Below are 19,239 nucleotides of genomic sequence, written 5' to 3'. Positions count from 1 at the left end.
GTCAGAGGCTCGCGGCGAAGCGGCGCAGATCGTTGCGCTGGCCGAGCAGGAGCAACAGATCGTCCGGTTCGAACGTGCAGGCTTCGCCGTCCTGCGCGAGGAACTTCGTGCCGCGCATCACGCCGATGCAGCGCAGATTGAACTCCGAGCGATGTTCGAGGTCATCGAGGCTTTTGCCTTCGAGGCTCTTGGGAATCCTGAAATTGACCACGTAATACCCGTTGCCGAGGCTGATATAGTCGCGGATCAAGGGGTTGTGCAGCACCTGCGCGACGTGCTGACCGACCTCGACCTCCGGATGCACGATCCGGTCGACGCCGAGCCGCGAGAGGATACGGTGATGGGTCTTGGTGCGCGCCTTGGCCCAGATCTTCTCGACACCGACGAGCTTGAGATTGATCGCCGATAGGATCGACGCTTCGAGATCCGAGCCCATGGCGATGAGGGCCACGTCGCAATCGCCCATGCCCGCCTCTTTCAAGGCCGCGTCGTCGCGCGCATCGACGATCATGGCCTGGCTCAGCTTGTCGGCATGGGCTGTCACACGGCCCTCGTCGATATCGATGCCGATCACCTGGTTGCCGAAGCGCGTCAACTCATGCGCGACAGTGGAGCCGAAATTGCCGAGGCCGACGACCCCGAAGATGCGTGCTTTGTCCGCCATGCTGAAGCGAAGTCCTTTCGCGAGGAATAAGATGCCGCGGCGATGAACGATGGCGCGATTTTGCTTCGTGACAAGGCCGGGGAGACAAACCGTTGTCTGGTCAGTTCTCGATTTTCTCGAGATACCGCGAGGACACCGAAACGCGGGCGGTCTGCCCCATGAGCTCCATCAGGAGTTCGATCCGGTCAGCTTCGCCGATCCGCTCGATCTTGCTCACGAGCTCTGCCATGGGCCCGCCGATCACGCGGACCGTGTCTCCGATCTCCAGCGACGGCGGCGCCGTCAAGGTGGCGGAGTCGTCGCAGCGCGCCATCAGCGCTGCCATGAATTCTCCGGGAAGCGGGCGCGGCTTGCGTGGATCGGAGAGGATGACTCGGGTGAGCCCGCGTGTTGCATTGAGCACACGCCAATCTGTCCGCTCCGGCGCTGTCTGTATGAAAATATATCCGGGAAACAATGGCTGCGCCCGATCGACGATCTTGCCCCGAATGCGACGGGCTTCCAAGCGGCGCGGCAGGAACGCCGCGAAACCCTGCCGATCGAGGTTACGCTCCGCGATTGCAGCGGCATTGGGTTTCAGCTGTGCGGCGAACCAGTTCGCCGCATCGGGCATCTCGCGATCAGGCATTCTACCTCGCCTATCGGACGTGAAATCCTGCGTCTTAACTGTTGTAGTAGCTCGCCCCGTAGGCGCCGTAAGAGCCGTACTTGCCACCATACCCGTAGCGTTTCATGCCTTTGGGGTCGATCTGGCTCAGCACGAGGCCGGTCACATGCACGTTGACCGTCGAGAACTGGCGCATCGCTTCGCGGACCTGCGCTTTGGTCGTCCGATCCCACGCGGTGGTGAACACGATGGCATCGGTGTGCTGACCGATCACGCGGGCATCGGGCACGACGAGCACGGGAGGGGTGTCGATAATGATCGTGTCGTAGGTGGCGCGAAGCTGGTCGAGGAAGGCGCGGAACTTCTCGGAGGAGAACACGTCCGCCGCGTTGAGGCCCGATTTGTCGCCCATGATGACATCGACGTTCTTGAGCTTCGGATCGCGAACGATGGCCTCTTCGAGCGTGCATTCTTCCATCATCGCAGCCACGAGGCCGGGATGATCTTGCGGGACATCGAAATATTCCTGGAAGGTCCGGCGCCGGATATCCGCCTCAACCAGCAGAACCTTGCGTCCGAGGCCTGCGAGATTGTGCGACAGCGAGATCGCCTGGGTCGTCTTGCCTTCGCCGGGCAGGGAGGACGTCGACATGATAAGCTGCGGCGGATTGTCGACATCCGACAAGAGGACGGACGTCCGCAGGTTTCGGATGGCTTCCGCCGCTGCCGATGTCGGCTTTTCGTTGAGGTACTGGATGAGGTCGCCGCGGCGCTTGATCGGCATCTTCGGAATCTGACCGAGGATGGTCCGTCCCGTATGGGCTTCAAGGTCTTCGGCGGTGCGGAAGCCTTGATGCAGGAACTGACGTCCGAGGACGATCGCGGCGCCGGCCATCAGGCCGAGGATCAGTGACAGGGCCAGGATCAGGCCTTTGCGCGGCTCGACCAGCCGGCCCGGAGTTGCCTCGGACAGGATCCGGCTGTCGGCGCTCATCAATCCGCGCTGCACGGACGCTTCCTTGAGGCGGGCGAGGAAGGTCTCGTAGAGGGTCTGCGTCGAGGCGATTTCCCGGTTGAGCTGTTCCAGTTGCGACAGATCTTCCGCCTGCGATTGCAGCGCTTCTTCCTGGCGGACCATCGACGCCTCGAGAGCCGCCGCCTGCGAGCGCGAACGGCGCAGGGACGTCTCGATACGCGAGGTCAAAAGATCGGTACGCGACAGGAAGGACTCTACGGCATCGGCGTCACCGTTCTGCACTTGAGGCAAGAGGTTATCGAGCGTCGGATCTCCGAGTTCCTGCGCGATGGTCTGGAAATCGCGGGCCTCGCGCGCGGTCTCAAGAGCGGCCAGACGGTCTTCCTGGGTCGCCACCGAGCTTTGGGTCTCTTCAACGCGATTTCGGACGTCGATCAGCTGGCGGTTCACGGCTTCGAGCGCCTCGGGCGTCACGAGATCCGTCTCCGTGCGAAGCGCCTGCAGGCGTTCCTGACCTTCGTCCAGCTCCGCCTCAAGCTCGGTAACTCTTTCCGAAAGGAAAGTGACGGCGGTTTCCAGGCTGTCGAATTTCGCGTCGATCTGGTCCTGGATATAAATCTGCGCCAACGTGTTCACGAGCTGCTGAGATTTCACCCTGCCAGTTGTCGTGGCGGACACGTTGAATACGAAGGTATCACGCTTGATGCTCGCGGAGATCGCGCTCCGAACGGCATCGACGGTGTCATTCAGCACAGCCGTTTCTTCATCGACCTCGGAGGCAGTTGCTTCACCGGGCGATCCGATCAGCGACCGAACGAGGCCGATCACGGGTGCCAGGGAAATGGCCGGCTCTGGGCGAAGGGACGCATTGAATTCCGGATCCTCAAGCAGATCCATCGTGTCGATCAGGTTCAGAATGACCGTACGCGACTGGAGGATCTCAAGCTCGGTGTTCAAGCTGGCATCTTCGGTAGAGACCCCAGAGACGACCGATTCGATATCGACGATGGAGGGTGCCTGCATCTCGATCGCGACCGTGGCTGTTGCCGTATAGCGCGGCACGGCCACCCCGAACGCGTAGAAGCTACCGATCAGGAGCGCCAGAATTGCCGCGCCCGCGAGCACCAGCTTCCCACGCCAAAGCGTCCCCAGCAATTCGAGGAGATCGATCTCGTCATCATCACTGGCAGGCGGGGCCGATTGTACGGAAACGTGGTTGCCGAGGGTGGAATAGCTTTTGTTCACGTCGCTCACTTAGCCTTAACGGTAGTTGTCACTTTGTATCAGGCTGGACCCCGGAGGAAAGCCTAGAGGGGTCAAGAATCGACGTAAGAGGCATCAATCTCGAGTCAGATACTCAGTGATCGGGACGCCTGAAATAAAAAAAGGTGGCCCAGAGGCCACCTTTTCAACGAAATCAGCCTTGCAGCAGATCAGTTGGTACCGGAGGTTCCGGACGTCGAAGAAGTCGACGATGTCGCAGAGGACGAGGAGCCGTCACCGCCGAGCGATGCGATGATCGCAACGAAGGTCAGGCCGGCCACTGCGGTGCCGGTAGCGCCGAGCGTGCCGCCGAGGTCACCGCCAGCCGCGGGACGCAGGCAAACGACGCGAACGTTGCCATTGGGCAGGAATTCAGCGGACTGAATCGTTGCAGCGGAGCCACAAGCGTTCTGGTTTGCTGCGATCTGAAGCGCTTCGGCATTGGTGCCTTGCGCAGAAGCCGCGCCTGCGGTGAGGGCGAGGGCGAAAGATGCGATGGTTGCACGGAAAGTCATATTTTAACTCCTAAGGTCGACGGGCCGACTAATGGATATTAGCGCTGCTGGATAAGGCATAGCTCAAAACGCCGCAATGTCTCAAGCCTGCAAAGAATTTTCCGAAATTTTTTTGCCCTTGGGTCAAGGCAGGCGGATATTCGCGCGACGTTCAGGTCACTCCGTAAGCAATTTCGCGTATTCGGCGCGCAAGGCCGCCTTCTGGACCTTGCCCATCGTGTTCCGTGGCAGCGCGTCCACCACGACATATCGCTTCGGCTGCTTGTAACGCGCAAGCGAATCGGCTGTCGCGCTTTCAATTTGCGCGAGATCAGGCTCGACGCCGGTTTCGGGAACCAGGATCGCCACCGGGCTTTCGCCGAAATCGGGATGCGGCACGCCGATGACCGCGCTCTCGAGAATGCCGGGCAGTTCATCGAGCACCAGTTCAACCTCCTTGGGATAAACGTTGTAGCCGCCCGAGATGATCAGGTCTTTTTCGCGCCCAACGATACTCACGTAGCCGTCCGCGTCGATCCGGCCGAGATCGCCGGTGATGAAAAAGCCGCTGTCTCGCAGTTCCTCGGCGGTTTTCTCCGGCATCTGCCAATAGCCCTGAAAGACATTCGGTCCCCTGACTTCAATCATGCCTGTTTCACCCTGCGGCACGTCCGCGCCGCTTTCGGGCTCGGTGATCCGCAACTCGACACCGGGGAGGGGCGGACCGACGGTGCCTGGCTTGCGCGCGCCGTTATAGGGGTTGGACGTGTTCATGTTGGTCTCGGTCATCCCGTAACGCTCCAGGATGCGGTGACCGGTGCGCGCCTCGAAGGCGCGATGCGTCTCTTCGAGAAGCGGGGCGGAACCGGAGGTGAAGAGCCGCATATCCGCGACAAGGTCGTGATCGAGGCGGCTATCCGACAGAAGGCGGGTATAGAACGTCGGCACGCCCATCATCGTCGTCGCGCGCGGAAGCCAGTCGATCACTTGATCCAGATCGAACTTCGGCAGGAAGATCATCGCGCCGCCCGCTTTGAGCACGACATTCGTCGCAACGAACAGTCCGTGCGTATGAAAGATCGGAAGCGCGTGAAGAAGGATGTCTGAGGCGTCGAAGCGCCAGGCGTCCGTCAGGATCTCCGCGTTCGACAGGAGGTTCTGGTGGCTCAGCATTGCACCCTTGGATCGGCCGGTTGTGCCAGACGTGTAAAGGAGTGCGGCCAGGTCGCTGTCTTGGCGATCAACCGTGGGGAAGAAGGTGTCCATCCCGACTGCGAGTTCTGGAAGGCTGCCCCCACCATCTGCGTTCAGCGTGTCGAGGCTGGCGCCCAGGCGTTCTGTCATGGGTGCGATCTCGCGACGACGGGCTTCGTCGCAGATCACGAGCGCGGCGCCGGAATTCTCGATGAAATACGCAAGCTCGCTCTGGGTATAGGCGGTGTTGAGCGGCAGGAAGACCACGCCAGCCTGCACCGCGGCTGCGTATAGCGCGAGGCAGGACGCCGATTTTTCGACCTGAACGGCGAGCCGGTCTCCGGGGCCAAGGCCGCGTGCGGTCAGCGCATGGGCGAACTGCGCGGCAAGACCGAGAAAATCGGCGTAGCTGAGAACCTTTCCATCCGGGAGATAGAGAAAGGGCGAGTCGCGGCCTTCATGCACTCCGAACAGCGCATCGAAGAGAGGGTTGGGCATCTGTCGGCTCCGGCGTCTGATCCTGGCGGCAAGGTGCTGCCTTTGGCCCCTGGGGTAAAGCCCGGAGGCGGCTTTCACATCGTGAGAAGATACGCGCCGGCCGCGACGAATATCGCAAGGAACACTGTCTCGACGCAAAGCATCAGCATCGCGGCGCGTCCGACCTGCATGAGTTGCGGCAGCGACGTCTTCATCCCGACTGCCGCGATCGCGGTAATGAGAGCCCAGCGGGAGAGGTCGGAGGCAACCGCATTCACGATATCAGGGACCGCGCCGGTCGAGTTGATCGCGGCGAGGACGAGGAAGCCCAGAACGAAGCCCGGCAGCAGCGGCGGGCGCGCCTCGCCGGGGCTTGCGTGCCGAAAGGCGAGCGCGACAATCAGGACGACAGGTGCGAGGCAACTCACGCGGATGAGCTTTACGAGCGTGGCCACATCGCCCGTCTCGTCACTGACCGAGTAGCCCGCACCGACGACCTGCGCGACATCGTGGATCGTGCCGCCGAGGAACACGCCCGTGACCTGCGGGTCGAATCCGAGGCCGGCGGCCAGCATGGGGTAGGCGATCATCGCGACGGTGGAGAGAACCGTAACCCCGACGACGGTGAAGACCACGTCCTGTTCGGAGCGCGCATCGCGCGGCAGCACCGCCGAGATGGCGAGCGCGGCGGAGGCGCCGCAGATCGCGACCGAGCCGCCGGTGAGCGTGGCAAAGCGGCGGCCGCGCCCGAAAAGCGGGGCGGCCAGAAGCGCGGCGCCGATTGTTGCGGCGGTGGCCAGCACGATGAGCCCCACGAAGGCCGCGCCGAGGTCCGCGACAAGCCCCGCAGAGATCCGCAGACCCAATAGCGCGACGCCGAAACGCAGAACCTCCCGGGCCGCAAAGTCGACGCCGGGTGCAGTGCGCTCCTCTTCGGAAAGAAAATGCAGCGCGATACCGAGGAGGATCGCCATCAACATGGCGGGTGCGCCGTAATGCTCGGACAGGAAGACCGAGGTCACTGCGACGAGGCCGGCCACGGAGAGCCCTGGAAAGATTGTGCGGGCTTTGTCCTGGAAGGTCGCGAGGCGCATCTTATTGGGTCCGTCAGGCAAAAGGATCAGGGGCAGGGCCAACATGGCCCGGCGTCAGGTCCGGATTTGCGGGGAAAAGGGAAGGCCCGCGCGCATCAACCGGCGCGCGGGCCGATCGTCTTACTGGATATCGGCCGCGATCTCGGCGTCGATTTCCTCTTCTGCTGCGGCAACGCTGTCGCGGAGTGCTTGAAGCACTTCGCCGCCGCCATCGACATTGGTCTCGAACCAATCATAGACCGGGGTCACGGCTTCGGAGAATGCGTCCATCTCTTCCGCGGTGGGCACGTAGATCTCGCCGCCCGCCTCGGTGAAGGCCTCGTAGGCCGAGATCTGCTTGCGCTTTGGCGAGGCGAAGGTCGCCTGCTGCAGCTCCTTGAAGCCGTTCACCACGACCGTGCGCATGTCCTCCGGCATCGACATGAAGCGTTCGTTGTTCATCACCCAGATCGCCGCCATGTAGGCGTGCCCGTCGAGCGTCAGGTACTGAAGGCCCGCATCGGTGAATTTCATGTTCATGATGTCGGTGACGCCGTTCTTGGTGCCTTCCACGACGCCCGTCTGAAGCGAGGTGAAGAGCTCGGGCCACGGGATCGGCGTCGGAGATGCGCCGAGCGTCTTCACCAGTTCCTGCGGCAGGTCCGCGACCACGGTACGCATCTTCATGCCTTCGAGGTCCGAGGGCGTTGCGATGCGCTTCTGCGTGTTCGCGAAGTTCCGCCAGCCGCCGGTATTGCCGACGGTCATGATGCGGATCGCGTTGTTCGAATCCTCGAGAGCCATGTCGCGCAGCGTGCGCGTGAATGTGCCGTTGGTCAGGACCGCCTCGGCGATGCGGTCGTCGCGCATCAGGTAGGGCAGATCGAAGACCTGGACGTAAGGGAAGATGCCCGCAGCGCCGCCCGAGGTCGTCACGAAGATGTCGATGGAGCCGTCGGCGATGCCCTGCAGGCACTCTGTGCCGTTCGCGCAGAGCTGGGTGCCGATGAAGAGCTCAACCTCGATGGCCCCGTTCGACGCCTTCTCCACGTAGTCCTTGAAAACGACGAGACCGTCGTAATCCTCGTCCTGGTCGTTCGAATTGGCCGTCGCGCGCAGCGTGTATTCCTGCGCGGAGGCGAGCCCCGCGGACAGCGCGAGCGTTGCCGCGAGCCCGAGGCCGGTAAGGGTGTTTTTCAGCATGGTGTCCTCCCTGGATTGCTTGATGCTGATCAGTTCACGAATCCCGCAAGGCGCGGAACAGTGAGAGAGATCGCGGGGAAATAGGTGATCAGGAAGATCACCAGGACTTCGACCGCGAGAAATGGCAGGATCGCCTTGGAGATGGTCTCGACCTTCTCGCCCGACACGGAAGAGGCGACGAAGAGAACGAGCCCCATCGGCGGCGTCGCAAGGCCGACGGTCAGGTTGACCGACATGATGATCGCGAAATGCACCGGATCGACGCCGAGCGAGGTGAAGACGGGGCCGAGGATCGGCCCGAGAATGATGATCGCGGGGCCTGCATCGAGGAACATCCCCACGATGAACAGCAGGATATTGATGAGGAACAGCAGGATCAGCGGGTTCTCGGAGAGCGCGAGAATGAACTCCGCGAGGATCTCGGGCGCGTGACTGAGGCTGACGACCGTCTTGAACGCCACTGCCGCACCGACGAGCAAGAGCACCGTCGCCGAGGCGATCGCCGAGCGGCGCAGCACGTCGGCAAGGTCCGAGATCTTCATCACGCCGAGAACCCCGTAGGAGATGATCAGCGCATAAAGAACCGCGATGGCCGCCGCTTCGGTCGGGGTGAACACGCCCAGCAGAATACCGCCAAGGATGATGATCGGTGTCTGCAACGGCGCGACGGCCTTCTTGCAGACGGTGCGGAAATCGGGATCGGCGCGCCTCCGCCAGGCCATCAGCAGGAAATGCGCCGGGATCAGCATGGCGAGGTAGACGGCCAGCCCGCCCACGGCCATCCCCTCGGGCAGCATCAGGGCAAACAGGTAGAAGACGCCGGCAAGGTTGAGGCGCAGGAGCACGAAGCTCACCCAGTATTCCACCGGGCCAATGGCCGCGCCTCGCTCCACGATGCGCTCGGCCTTGGGCAGATCGTAGCGGTCGGCCATGAGCCGCACCATGACCATGAGGCCAAGCCCCACCAGAATGCCGGGCACGATGCCTGCGAGGAACAGCGCGGCGACGGATTGGCCCATCACGTAGGCGTAGATGATCATGATGCCCGAGGGCGGAATGATCGGGCCGATGACCGACGACGCAGCCGTGATCGCCGCGGCGAAGCGGCGGGTATAGCCCTGTTTCTCCATCGCCGGAATGAGCGTGGAGCCGAGCGCCGAGGTATCCGCGACGGCCGAGCCAGAAAGTCCCGCGAAAAGGATCGAGGATAGGATGTTCACATGCGCGAGCCCGCCGCGCAGATGGCCCATGAACGCCTGCGAAAACTGCACCAGCCGCTCGGTGATGCCGCCCCGGTTCATGATCTCGCCCGCGAGCAGGAAGAAGGGCAGGGCCATCAGCGGGAAGCTGTCCATGCCGTTGTAGAGATTGCGGTAGAGAAGCGCGAGATCGCGCTCCTGGCCGTTGAGCCACAAAAGGGCGCCCGGCGCGAACAGGAGCGCGAAGAAGACCGGCAGGCCGATCATCAGAAGTACGAGGAAGACGGGCAGGAACCAGACCAGCATCTATTCGGCCTCCGCCAGCTCGACCGGGGAGAGCGGCTTCAGACCCTCCGCGCGCCCGCCGATGATAAGGATGCGGCGCAGGATCAGCTCGATGTTGACGATGCTCAGAAGCACCATGCCGACGAAGACCGACATGTACATCCAGGCGAGCTTGATCTTCACGGAAGCGCCCCCGACGAGATCGAGCGGCAGGCGCAGCGAAGACGACGCGAAAAGCCAGCCGGAATTGACGTGGGTCCAGCCAAGCTGCACGCCCATCACGAGGACGATCATCGCGATGAAGAGCAGCACCAGGATCAGGATATCGGCGAGACGGCGGGGCAGGGCCTCGCTCAGCATGTCGATGGCCACGAAACCGCCCCGGCGCAGGCCCGACGGCGCGGCGAGCCCGGTCATCCAGAGCATCAGGAAGCGGGCAGCTTCATCGGGCCAGGGCAGCGCGTTGTTGAGAACGTAGCGAAACCAGACCTGCGCCAGGATGACGGCGACCATCAAGCCCAGCGCGAGCAGCGCCAACCAGCGGCCGAGCGCCAGCGCCCAGTCGTTCCAGATCTCGATCGGCACGAGCATTGCCCGGATCAGACCCATCTTTCCTCCCTCTCCGGTGCGCGCTCACGGCGGCACCGCTCCTCGGCCGTAGCCGGCGTTTTCGCGATCAGCCGAGCGCCTGGAAGCCCCCGTACTGACCGTTCAGGAACAGAAGCGGGTCCCCCTCCCGCATCCGCACCCGTTCCACGCGCCCCACGACGATGACGTGATCGCCGCCGTCATGCACCGCGTCGCGGCGGCATTCGAAATGCGCCAGCGCCGTCTCGATGAGTGGCACGCCGTTCTCGTTCTCGGTCAGATCCCCCGGCCGGAAGCGGCGCGCGTCCTTGGCGACCTCGGTGCAGAGCGCGGCCTGGTCGGCGGCAAGGACGTGAATGGCGAAATGCTCGGCCTCGGCGAAGGGCTTGAACCGGCTCGACGCTTTCGCGGGCGACCACAGCACCAGGGGCGGGTCGAGCGATAGGGACGCAAAGCTGTTCGCCGTGATCGCGATCGGCCCGTCCTCGGTCTGCGTGGTGACGATTGTCACGCCTGTCGCGAAGCGACCCAGCGCATCCCGGAAGGCCCGTGCATTGTCGGGGCCGGGCTCGAATATCTCGTGGTTCATGCTCATGCCACCGTCCATGTCAGGGCACCTCGTGGCCGAGCGCAAGCGTATAAAGCTCGAACCAGGTCTGGCGGTCGATTTCGACGCTTTCCGCCTGGGCCAGCGCCCCGATCCGGTCGAGGTTGTTGGTGCCCATCACGGGCATGATCCGGGCAGGATGCGTAAGGAGCCACGCGACGGCAACCGCAGCGGCATCGACGCCTTGCGCCTTCGCGATCTCATCAAGCTTGCCGCGCAGATTGGCCGAGCTCTCGGCAAAGAGCGACCCGCCCCCGAGCGGCGACCACGCCATCGGCGCGATGCCGCGCTCCTGCAGGAAGGCCACATCGCCGTTGGTCAAGCCCTCATGGGCCAGGAGCGACAGCTCGATCTGGTTCGTCACCAGCGGCGTCTTCATCGCCGATTGCAGCAGCGTCCAGTCATGCGGCTTGAAGTTCGAGACGCCCACATGGCGGGCCTTGCCGCTTTTCACGATCTCGTCGAGCGCCGCGCCGGTCTCGTGGTGATCCATCAAGGGATCGGGCCGGTGGATCAGCAGAAGATCGATATGCTCGATCCCCATCAGGTCCAGCGACTGGTCGACCGAAGCGCGGATATGCGCGGCGGACGTGTCGTAATGCTTCACCCGCGCGTCCGAGTAACGGCCCGCGGGCGCGACGATATCGCATTTCGTGACGATCTCGATCCGGTCCCGCAAGTCGCTGCCGCGCAGCGCATGGCCGAGCACCCCCTCTGCCTCGTAGCCGCCATAGATGTCGGCCTGGTCCATCGTGGTGATGCCCTGTTCGAGGCATGCCTCGATCTTGGCGCGGACATGAGCGGGCGAGACGTCGTTATCGTCGGAAAGGCGCCACATTCCGTAGACGATGCGGCTCAGCTCCAAAGTGTCGCTCAGGGTGACGCGGGATACTGTCACTTGCGGTCTCCTTCGCCGAGAGGCGTGTTCGGGGTTTCGGACGGGACGCGCCCGTATGCGTGCGGCAGCGAGCAGGTCTTCAACTCGGGAAGCACCTTCTCGCCGAAGATGCGGCATTCGTCGAGATGCGGATAGCCCGAGAAGATGAAGGCGCGGATGCCCATCTGCTTATAGCGCTCGATCTTCGACATGACCTGATCGACCGAGCCGACAAGGGCCGCGCCGCAGCCCGATCGTGCCCGTCCGACGCCGGTCCAGAGCCCCGGCTCGACATAGCCGTATTGATCCGCGAGCTCGCGTGCCCGGGCCTGGTGGCTGACGCCAAGGGAGGAGGCGTCATGCGCGCGCTCGCGGATCAACTGGCCGAGCTCGTCTTCGAGCTTGGAGACGATGTGGTCGGCATATTCGCGGGCTTCCTGTTCGGTGTCCCGCACGATCATGTGCACCCGGAGCCCGTAATCGAGCGTCCTGCCGTAGCGCTCGGCGACGGCATTCACGTCGCGCATCCGCTGCGCGAGTTGCTCTTCTGGCTCGGGCCACATGAGATAGACGTCGCAATGCTGCCCGCAAAGCTCGAGCGCGTGGGGGCTGTAGCCGCCGAAATAGAGGAGCGGGCCGCCATTCTGCTGGTAGGGCTTGGCAGGATCGGTCCAGAGGTTCTTGAAGGTGTAGACCTCGCCCTCGTAATTGATCTCGTCCTGCGTCCAGGCCTGTTTGAGGATCTCCACGACCTCGCGGCTGCGCTGGTAGCGGAAGGCGCTGTCCGCCTTCTCGCCCGGGAAATCGGACGAGATGACGTTGAGCGTCAGCCGCCCCTTCATCATGTGGTCGATGGTCGCGATCGTGCGGGCGAGCATGATCGGCTGCATCTCGCCGCAGCGGATCGCCGCGAGCATGTTGATGTCGGAGGTGACCTGGCTGCCGGCGGCGACGAAGGACAGAACGTCCTGACCCACCTGGTAGGACGAGGGGCAGAGGATGTTCCGAAATCCCTGCCGCTCCGCTTCCTTGAGGATATTGGAGCAGTGATCCCAGCTCGACCTCAGGCGACCCTCCGGCACACCTAGATATTCGTAATCGTCCGAGCAGAGCGCGGCGAACCAGGAGACTTCGGCAGCGTCTAGATCGGCGGAGGTAACGGGGACGATGCTCATGTGATTCCTTCGGATCGCGCTTCGGATTTCCTCTTGCGTAGCATCGTCATTGGTGTGCATCAATAGTGTATCAATTTTTTCCAGCCGTGGATTCGATGCCAGACGAAACCGCCCTTCCACGCTACTTGCAGGTGGCCGAAACCCTGATCCGAGAAATCGCGGCAGGGCGGCTCGCGGACGGCGCGCGCATGCCACCCGAGCGGGAGATGGCGGCGAGTTACGACATATCGGTCGGAACGCTCCGCAAGGCTTTGGGGCGGCTCGCGGACGCGGGGCTTCTCGAACGTATCCAGGGCTCGGGCAACTACGTGCGCCGCGCCCCGCAGGAGCTTGGTCTTTACGCCTTCTTCCGGCTGGAGCTGGTGGAAGGCGGCGGCCTGCCCACGGCGGAACTTCTCTCCGTCGAGCGCTTGCCGAAAGAGCCGGACATGCCCGAATTCGGCCCCTCCAGCGAAGGGCACCGCATCCGCCGGCTTCGGCGTATCGGCGGCGTTCCGGCGGTGCTCGAGGAGATCTGGCTCGACGGGGATGCCACGGCGCGGATCGATCGCGCGGCGATGTCGGAATCTCTGTATCTTTACTATCGCGAGGCGCTGGGCCTCGTCATCACCCGCGCCGAAGATCGCATTGGCGTCGCCGCCGTGCCGGGCTGGGTCGCGCCCGAGGCCACGCTCGACGCCGGCGAGAGCGCGGGCTTCATCGAACGCACGAGCCAGGCCGCGGACGGCGCGCGCGTCGAATATTCCCGAACATGGTTCGACAGCCGCCACGTCCGCTACGTGGCGCGCCTCAGATAAGCAACGAAGGAGCCTTCACGGCATGATAAACTACGGCATCATCGGCGCCGGAATGATGGGGCAGGAGCATATCCGCAATATCCAGCTTCTGGGCGGGGCGCGCGTCGATGCGATCCTCGAGCCCGATGCGGAAATGCGCGGACGTGCCGGGGCGCTCGCCCCCGACGCGGTGCAGGTGGACAGCATTCCCGAGATGCTGAAGCGCAATACGCTCGATTGTCTGCTGATCGCCTCGCCGAACCACCACCATGTCCGCCAGATGGAAGAGGTGGCCGCGATCCGGCCCTTGCCCATGATCGTCGAAAAGCCGCTTTTCACGACGAGCGGAGAGGCGGAGCGCGTTGCGAAGCTTGCCCGCGACTATCCCGCCCCGATCTGGGTCGCGATGGAATACCGCTACATGCCGCCCATCGCGATGATGCTGGAGCGTGCCGAGGCGGAGACGGGGGGCATCCGGATGCTGACGATCCGTGAACATCGCTTCCCCTTCCTCGACAAGGTCGGTTCCTGGAATCGGTTCAACGCCACTTCCGGCGGCACGCTCGTCGAGAAATGCTGCCATTTCTTCGACCTGATGCGCCTTGCCACCGGAGCTGAGCCGGTGCGGATCATGGCCTCGGGCGGGCAGGCGGTGAACCATCTGAACGAACGCTACGACGACAAGGCCCCAGACATCTGGGACAATGCCTACACGATCGTCGATTTCGACAACGGCGCGCGGGCGATGCTGGAATTGTGCATGTTCGCCGAAGGATCGAAGTACCAGGAGCACCTGAGCGCCGTCGGTCCGCGCGGCAAGATCGAGGCGCTGGTGCCCGGCCCGACGCGCTTCTGGCCCGAGCGCCTCGGCCCCGCGCCCGTGCCGAAAGTGGTGCTGAGCCCGCGCGATCCTTCGGGCGAAGAGGTGCTGGACGTGCCGGTTGACCCCGCCCTTCTCGATGCGGGGGATCACAACGGATCGACCTTCTACCAGCACCGCCGGTTTCTCGACGTGGTGCAATCGGGCGGACGGGTCGAGGTCACGCTCGAGGACGGTGCGCGCGCCGTCGCGATGGGCCTTGCCGCGCAGCGTTCGGCCGAGACCGGCGAGGCGGTGCGGCTTTGAGACGAGTTTTCGCTTAGCACCTTGGAGGCATGGTCAAATCCCGAACACGCGCTAGTGTAGCGATTACGAGAATCGGAGGAGGGACGATCCGATCGTACGAGGCTCACACGTCGGGGCCGAGAAAGACGTGCCATCGGACTCCCGTCGAATGAACGAGGAATAAAGATCCATGCTGAACAAACTTCTTGCCGCAAGTGCTCTTGTCATCCTGCCCGCGGGTTTTGCGCTCGCTCAGGATGATGCAGCGGGCGGAGATCAGGAATACGAGATCACCGGCGATGCCGAAGCGGGCGAGCGCGTTTACCGCAAGTGCCAAGCCTGCCACATGGTCGGCGAGGACGCACAGAACCGTGTCGGCCCGCAGCAAAACGGCATCATCGGCCGTGAGATCGCCGCGCTCGAGGACTTCAATTACTCAGATGCACTGGTGGAGAAGGGCGAAGCTGGCGAAGTCTGGACGCCCGAGAACCTCAACGCGTTCCTCGAGAACCCGCGCGAATGGGCTCCGGGCACCAAGATGTCCTTTGCCGGTCTTCGCAAGGAAGAAGAGCGCGCCGATGTGATCGCCTATCTCGCGCAATACAACGCGGATGGCACGACCTCCGAATAAGCGCCTGATCTGTCAGGTCTTTCGCGCCCGGTTGCCGTTCGGCAGCCGGGCGTTTCCTTTATGGGCGCTCCGATCTCTCACCCGAAAGTAGCGGTTCCACGGCTCCCGCCCTCTGCCACACTGTGGCGGAGACCGGCGCTAAGTGTCGGAATGGGAGGAACATCATGATCTATCACGTCACCCGCCTCGCGGCGGCGGTGGCCGTTACCGTTACGGCATCGGCCAGCCTCGCTCAGGATCTGCCCACCGTCCGCGCAGCCGTTCTCGAGATCGGCACGGTCAATTGGGAACTCGCGACGATCGCCGAGAACGGCCTCGACGAGAAGCATGGCTTCGTCCTCGATGTTCAGGGCTATGCCGATAACGGCGCGACCCGCGTCGCGGTGGAAGGCGCCGAGGCAGATATGGCCGTGGCGGACTGGATCTGGGTCGCGCGGCAACGTGCGGCGGGCAAGGATTACGTCGTCGTCCCCTACTCGAAAGCCGTGGGCAGCCTGGTTGTCCCGGAAGGCTCGAACGCCGAGACGCTTCAGGATCTCGCGGGGGGCAGCATCGGAATCGCCGGTGGCCCGCTCGACAAGTCCTGGCTGATCCTGAGGGCCTATGCGTCGCAGGAATACGGACTCGACCTCGCCGCGGAGACCGAACAGGTCTACGGCGCGCCGCCGCTCATCTTCAAATCCGGGCTCGGCGGCGATTATGCCGGCGCGATCAACTTCTGGCACTTCCTGGCGAAGATGAAGGCCGGCGGCATGCGCGAGCTCATCTCGGTCGAGACCGCCGCGACCGAGCTTGGTCTCGACCCCGAAACGCCGCTCCTGGGCTATTATTTCAAGGCGGACTTCCTTGAGGATAATCCCGGGCTGGCGCAGGCTTTCTACGACGCGTCGCGCGATGCGAAGGACCTTCTGGCCAGCGATCCCGCAGCCTGGGAGACGATCCGCCCGATGATGAACGCGTCAACGGACGCGCAATTCGAGCTTCTGAAAGCCGATTGGCTGGCCGGCACGCCCGAGCGCGGACCTGTCGACCCCGAAGGCGCGAGCGTGTTTCTCGCGCTGATGAACGATCTCGGCGGTGCGGAGCTTGTGGGCGAAGCAACGAGCGTGCCGGACGGGCTCTTCGCCGAGGTCGAGTAAGATAGGGGCGGGTCCGATGACCGACAGCCGCGTTGTCACCGGCATATCGCTCGCGGGCCTCATCCTGTTCTGGTGGGCGGCGGCGCTCCTGACCGCCGATCCGACGATCTTGCCGGAGCCGGGCGCATTGATCGCGCCATTCCTGCGGGAACTGGCCTCCGGTGATCTGCTTTACCACCTCGGTCAGACGCTGGTGCGCGTCGCCTGGGCCTTTCTGCTGGCGATGGGTCTGGGCCTGGCGCTCGGTCTCGCGATGGGGCGGTCAGAACGGCTTAACCGTTGGCTCGATCCCTGGCTTGTCGTGTTCCTGAACCTGCCGGCGCTCGTTCTGATCGTGCTGTGCTATCTCTGGATCGGCCTCAACGAGACCGCGGCGATCCTCGCTGTCACGCTCAACAAGGTGCCGAATGTCACCACGGTCATACGCGAAGGCGCACGGGCGGTCTCGCCCGAGCTTGACGCGATGGCGCGGGTCTACCGGATGTCCTGGTGGACGCGGCTCACCCATGTGACCCTGCCCCAGCTTGCGCCCTTTATCGCTGGCGCGGCGCGATCGGGCGTCGCGGTGATCTGGAAGATTGTCCTCGTGGTGGAGTTTCTGGGCCGCTCGTCGGGCATTGGCTTCAAGATCCACATGTATTTCCAGCTTTTCGACGTGACGATGGTGCTGGTCTACGCGCTCTCGTTCATCGCGATCATGCTGGCCGTGGAATGGGCGATCCTGCAACCCTGGGAACGGCGCGTGCGCCGCTGGCGGACGGCATGATCCGCGTCGAGATCAAAGAGAAGCGCTTCGGACGCCTGCCGGTTCTCTCGCACGTCGCCTTCGAGGTGGCGCCCGCAGAGACCGTTGCGATCACCGGCCCCTCGGGCATCGGCAAGTCGACGCTCCTGCGGATCGTCGCGGGAATCGACAAGGAATTCGCGGGCCGCGTCGATACCCCCGCCCGCATCGCGATGGTCTTTCAGGAGCCGACCCTTCTGCCGTGGCGCAGCGCGCGCGAGAACCTGACGCTTGTCCATCCGGGTCTTACACGCGCTGAAGCCGACGCTGCGCTCGCCAGGGTGGGGTTGGCTGAAAAGGCGGGCGACTTTCCGGGCCAACTGTCCCTCGGCCAGCAGCGGCGTCTGGCGCTCGCCCGTGCGTTCGCCGGACGGCCCGAGCTTCTGATCCTCGACGAGCCGTTCGTCTCTCTCGATCCCGAGACAGCCGAAACGATGATCGCGCTGACCGAGGCTCTCATCAAGGAGGCGCGCCCGGCGACGCTCTTCGTGACCCATTCGGAAACCGAGGCACGGCGCCTTGCGACCCGGATTCTCAGCCTGCGGGGCAGTCCCGCAACCCTCGCGCCGCATGCGGTGCCCATCAAAGGAGTGAACCCTTGAAACACATTCTGACGGCTACGGCCCTGTGCCTCACCGCGAGCGCGGGCTTCGCACAGAACTATGGTTTTGCCGGCATTCTTTCCAATGACAACAGAGGCGAGATGCCCGAGTTGCAACTCGTTGTTGGCGAGCCCATCGCGGAAGGTCCGATCACGCTGAATTCCGGCATGGTCTACGAGATGGAGATCGAGGCGGATGGCTCTGCCGAGCTGGCGCTGACGGGGGCCGAGTTCTTCCGTGCGGTCTGGGTCAACGAGGTCGTGGTGAACGGGCTCGAGATCCGGCCCTTCGGGATCGAATCCGTCGAGTTCGATGAGGCCGGCACGATGGAAATCGAGTTCGTCGCGATCAAGCCCGGCACCTATGAGCTGAAGATCCCCGGCTCGACGGAAGACAGCCAGCGCGTCCAGATCACGATCCAGTAGACGTCGCTCAGAAGAGCAGGCCCACGACAAGCGGAGCCAGGAGCGCGGTCAGGATCGCGTTGAGGCCCATGCCGATTCCCGAGAACGCCCCTGCCGTGGAGTTCACGCGGAACGCATGGGCCGTCCCGATCCCGTGCGCGGCAAGCCCGACGGCGAAGCCCCGCGCGCGCCAGTCGGTGATCCGAAGCGCGTTCAGCATCGGCGTTGCGACGATGGCCCCGGTGATGCCCGTGAGGATCACCAGGACCGCCGTCAGCGTCGGCTCGCCGCCCACCGCCTCCGACACACCAAGCGCGACGGGCGCGGTCGCCGATTTTGGCGCAAGGGACAGCAGCGTCTCGCCCCTGACCCCCATCGCCCAGGCGATGCCGAGTGCCGACAGGATCGCCGTCAGCGATCCCGCGACAAGCGCCACCATCATTGGCAGAAGCGTGCGCTTCACCCGCCCGAGATTGGCGTGAAGCGGGACCGCAAGCGCAACCGTGGCCGGACCAAGCATGAAATGCACGAACTGCGCGCCTTCGAAATAGGTGGGGTAGGGCGTCCCGCTGAGGCCGAGCACGACCGCGATCAGCACGATGGCGATCAGCACGGGATTGGCGAGCGGGTGGCGATGCGCGGCCTCGGCGATCCGGTCGGCTGCCACGTAAGCGACCAGCGTCACGGTGAGCCACAGAAGGGGCTCTTGCGCGAGATACGACCAGAGCTCGAACGGGTCATTCATCGACATCGCCCCCGGTGAGCCGCGCGGTCAGACGGAAGGCGCCGACGCCTGCGAGGATCGCCAGCACCGTCGAGCCGACAAGCGCCGTGGCAAGCGCGAGCCCGTTCTCGGCGAAGGTCGCGAGGTGAGCGGTGACGCCGACGCCGGCGGGCACGAAGAGCAGCGACAGATGCGCCAGCAATCCCTCTGCGGTTGGCCGCATCGCCTCTGCCAGCTTCGGCAGGAACAGGAGCGCGGCGAACAGCCCGCCGAGGCCGATCACCGGGCCCGGCACCGCGAGACCGAAGCCACGGGCGAGCGTTTCGCCGGCCAGTTGAAAGGCGAGCAGGATCGCGATGTTGCGGATCATGGCGTGAGGCTCCGGTCGTGTC

General features: G+C 63.9%; 21 protein-coding genes. 7 read left to right on the top strand and 14 right to left on the bottom strand.

What is annotated here, in order from left to right; all coding sequences use genetic code 11:
• Position 1: 1 nt before the first annotated feature.
• From BM171_RS15080 to BM171_RS15025, 12 genes are all read right to left on the bottom strand, one after another.
• Complete coding sequence (locus tag BM171_RS15080) at positions 2-664, bottom strand: potassium channel family protein (protein ID WP_093014230.1); 663 nt, start codon at positions 662-664, stop codon at positions 2-4.
• Positions 665-764: 100 nt separating this feature from the next.
• On the bottom strand, positions 765-1,292 hold the full coding sequence (gene nusG / locus BM171_RS15075; protein WP_175497579.1) for a transcription termination/antitermination protein NusG: 528 nt from the start codon (positions 1,290-1,292) through the stop codon (positions 765-767).
• Between the two features lie 34 nt (positions 1,293-1,326).
• Positions 1,327-3,501, bottom strand: a complete 2,175-nt coding sequence (locus tag BM171_RS15070) for a GumC family protein (protein ID WP_245760285.1) — start codon at positions 3,499-3,501, stop codon at positions 1,327-1,329.
• Between the two features lie 179 nt (positions 3,502-3,680).
• Positions 3,681-4,025, bottom strand: a complete 345-nt coding sequence (locus tag BM171_RS15065; RefSeq protein ID WP_093014224.1) for a hypothetical protein — start codon at positions 4,023-4,025, stop codon at positions 3,681-3,683.
• A 156-nt stretch (positions 4,026-4,181) separates the two neighbouring features.
• The gene (locus tag BM171_RS15060) at positions 4,182-5,696 is read right to left on the bottom strand and encodes a malonate--CoA ligase (RefSeq protein ID WP_093014221.1); all 1,515 of its coding nucleotides are present in this window, start codon (positions 5,694-5,696) and stop codon (positions 4,182-4,184) included.
• A gap of 74 nt (positions 5,697-5,770) precedes the next feature.
• Positions 5,771-6,769, bottom strand: coding sequence for a YeiH family protein (locus BM171_RS15055; protein WP_093014218.1), 999 nt, complete (start codon positions 6,767-6,769; stop codon positions 5,771-5,773).
• A 120-nt stretch (positions 6,770-6,889) separates the two neighbouring features.
• Entirely contained in the window at positions 6,890-7,951 is a 1,062-nt protein-coding gene (locus BM171_RS15050; RefSeq protein ID WP_093014215.1) for a TRAP transporter substrate-binding protein, read from the bottom strand.
• Between the two features lie 29 nt (positions 7,952-7,980).
• Positions 7,981-9,456: a TRAP transporter large permease gene (locus tag BM171_RS15045; RefSeq protein ID WP_093014212.1), complete on the bottom strand. Its 1,476-nt coding sequence runs from the start codon at positions 9,454-9,456 to the stop codon at positions 7,981-7,983.
• On the bottom strand, positions 9,457-10,044 hold the full coding sequence (locus tag BM171_RS15040) for a TRAP transporter small permease (RefSeq protein WP_093014209.1): 588 nt from the start codon (positions 10,042-10,044) through the stop codon (positions 9,457-9,459). It abuts the gene before it with no gap.
• Between the two features lie 67 nt (positions 10,045-10,111).
• A complete protein-coding gene (locus BM171_RS15035; RefSeq protein WP_371418283.1) occupies positions 10,112-10,612 on the bottom strand; it encodes a flavin reductase family protein in 501 nt (166 codons plus the stop codon).
• A gap of 19 nt (positions 10,613-10,631) precedes the next feature.
• The gene (locus BM171_RS15030; protein WP_175497572.1) at positions 10,632-11,528 is read right to left on the bottom strand and encodes an aldo/keto reductase; all 897 of its coding nucleotides are present in this window, start codon (positions 11,526-11,528) and stop codon (positions 10,632-10,634) included.
• Positions 11,525-12,682 (bottom strand): LLM class flavin-dependent oxidoreductase, encoded by a 1,158-nt coding sequence (locus BM171_RS15025; protein WP_093014206.1) that lies wholly within the window; start codon positions 12,680-12,682, stop codon positions 11,525-11,527. Before BM171_RS15025 ends, BM171_RS15030 begins: the two co-directional genes overlap by 4 nt.
• 95 nt (positions 12,683-12,777) lie before the next feature.
• Between BM171_RS15025 and BM171_RS15020 the strand changes: the two genes are divergently transcribed.
• From BM171_RS15020 to BM171_RS14990, 7 genes are all read left to right on the top strand, one after another.
• Positions 12,778-13,479, top strand: a complete 702-nt coding sequence (locus BM171_RS15020; protein ID WP_093014203.1) for a GntR family transcriptional regulator — start codon at positions 12,778-12,780, stop codon at positions 13,477-13,479.
• A gap of 22 nt (positions 13,480-13,501) precedes the next feature.
• A complete protein-coding gene (locus BM171_RS15015; RefSeq protein ID WP_093014200.1) occupies positions 13,502-14,584 on the top strand; it encodes a Gfo/Idh/MocA family protein in 1,083 nt (360 codons plus the stop codon).
• A 169-nt stretch (positions 14,585-14,753) separates the two neighbouring features.
• On the top strand, positions 14,754-15,194 hold the full coding sequence (locus tag BM171_RS15010; protein WP_093014196.1) for a c-type cytochrome: 441 nt from the start codon (positions 14,754-14,756) through the stop codon (positions 15,192-15,194).
• Positions 15,195-15,358: 164 nt separating this feature from the next.
• The gene (locus tag BM171_RS15005; RefSeq protein WP_093014193.1) at positions 15,359-16,333 is read left to right on the top strand and encodes an ABC transporter substrate-binding protein; all 975 of its coding nucleotides are present in this window, start codon (positions 15,359-15,361) and stop codon (positions 16,331-16,333) included.
• A 16-nt stretch (positions 16,334-16,349) separates the two neighbouring features.
• Entirely contained in the window at positions 16,350-17,099 is a 750-nt protein-coding gene (locus BM171_RS15000; protein ID WP_093014190.1) for an ABC transporter permease, read from the top strand.
• Positions 17,096-17,719 carry an ABC transporter ATP-binding protein gene (locus BM171_RS14995; protein ID WP_093014311.1) on the top strand — a complete coding sequence of 208 codons (624 nt, stop codon included), beginning with the start codon at positions 17,096-17,098 and terminating at the stop codon, positions 17,717-17,719. The genes BM171_RS15000 and BM171_RS14995 overlap by 4 nt, the downstream gene beginning before the upstream one ends.
• Positions 17,716-18,144: a cupredoxin domain-containing protein gene (locus BM171_RS14990; RefSeq protein WP_093014187.1), complete on the top strand. Its 429-nt coding sequence runs from the start codon at positions 17,716-17,718 to the stop codon at positions 18,142-18,144. Before BM171_RS14995 ends, BM171_RS14990 begins: the two co-directional genes overlap by 4 nt.
• 7 nt (positions 18,145-18,151) lie before the next feature.
• Here BM171_RS14990 and BM171_RS14985 read toward each other — a convergent pair whose 3' ends face one another.
• Both BM171_RS14985 and BM171_RS14980 read right to left on the bottom strand, forming a co-directional pair.
• On the bottom strand, positions 18,152-18,868 hold the full coding sequence (locus BM171_RS14985) for an LrgB family protein (RefSeq protein WP_093014184.1): 717 nt from the start codon (positions 18,866-18,868) through the stop codon (positions 18,152-18,154).
• Complete coding sequence (locus BM171_RS14980) at positions 18,861-19,217, bottom strand: CidA/LrgA family protein (RefSeq protein ID WP_093014182.1); 357 nt, start codon at positions 19,215-19,217, stop codon at positions 18,861-18,863. The genes BM171_RS14985 and BM171_RS14980 overlap by 8 nt, the downstream gene beginning before the upstream one ends.
• Positions 19,218-19,239: the final 22 nt, after the last annotated feature.

The organism is Roseivivax halotolerans (assembly GCF_900115815.1).
Lineage (GTDB): Bacteria > Pseudomonadota > Alphaproteobacteria > Rhodobacterales > Rhodobacteraceae > Roseivivax > Roseivivax halotolerans.
This window is presented reverse-complemented; position numbering and strand designations above follow the sequence as displayed.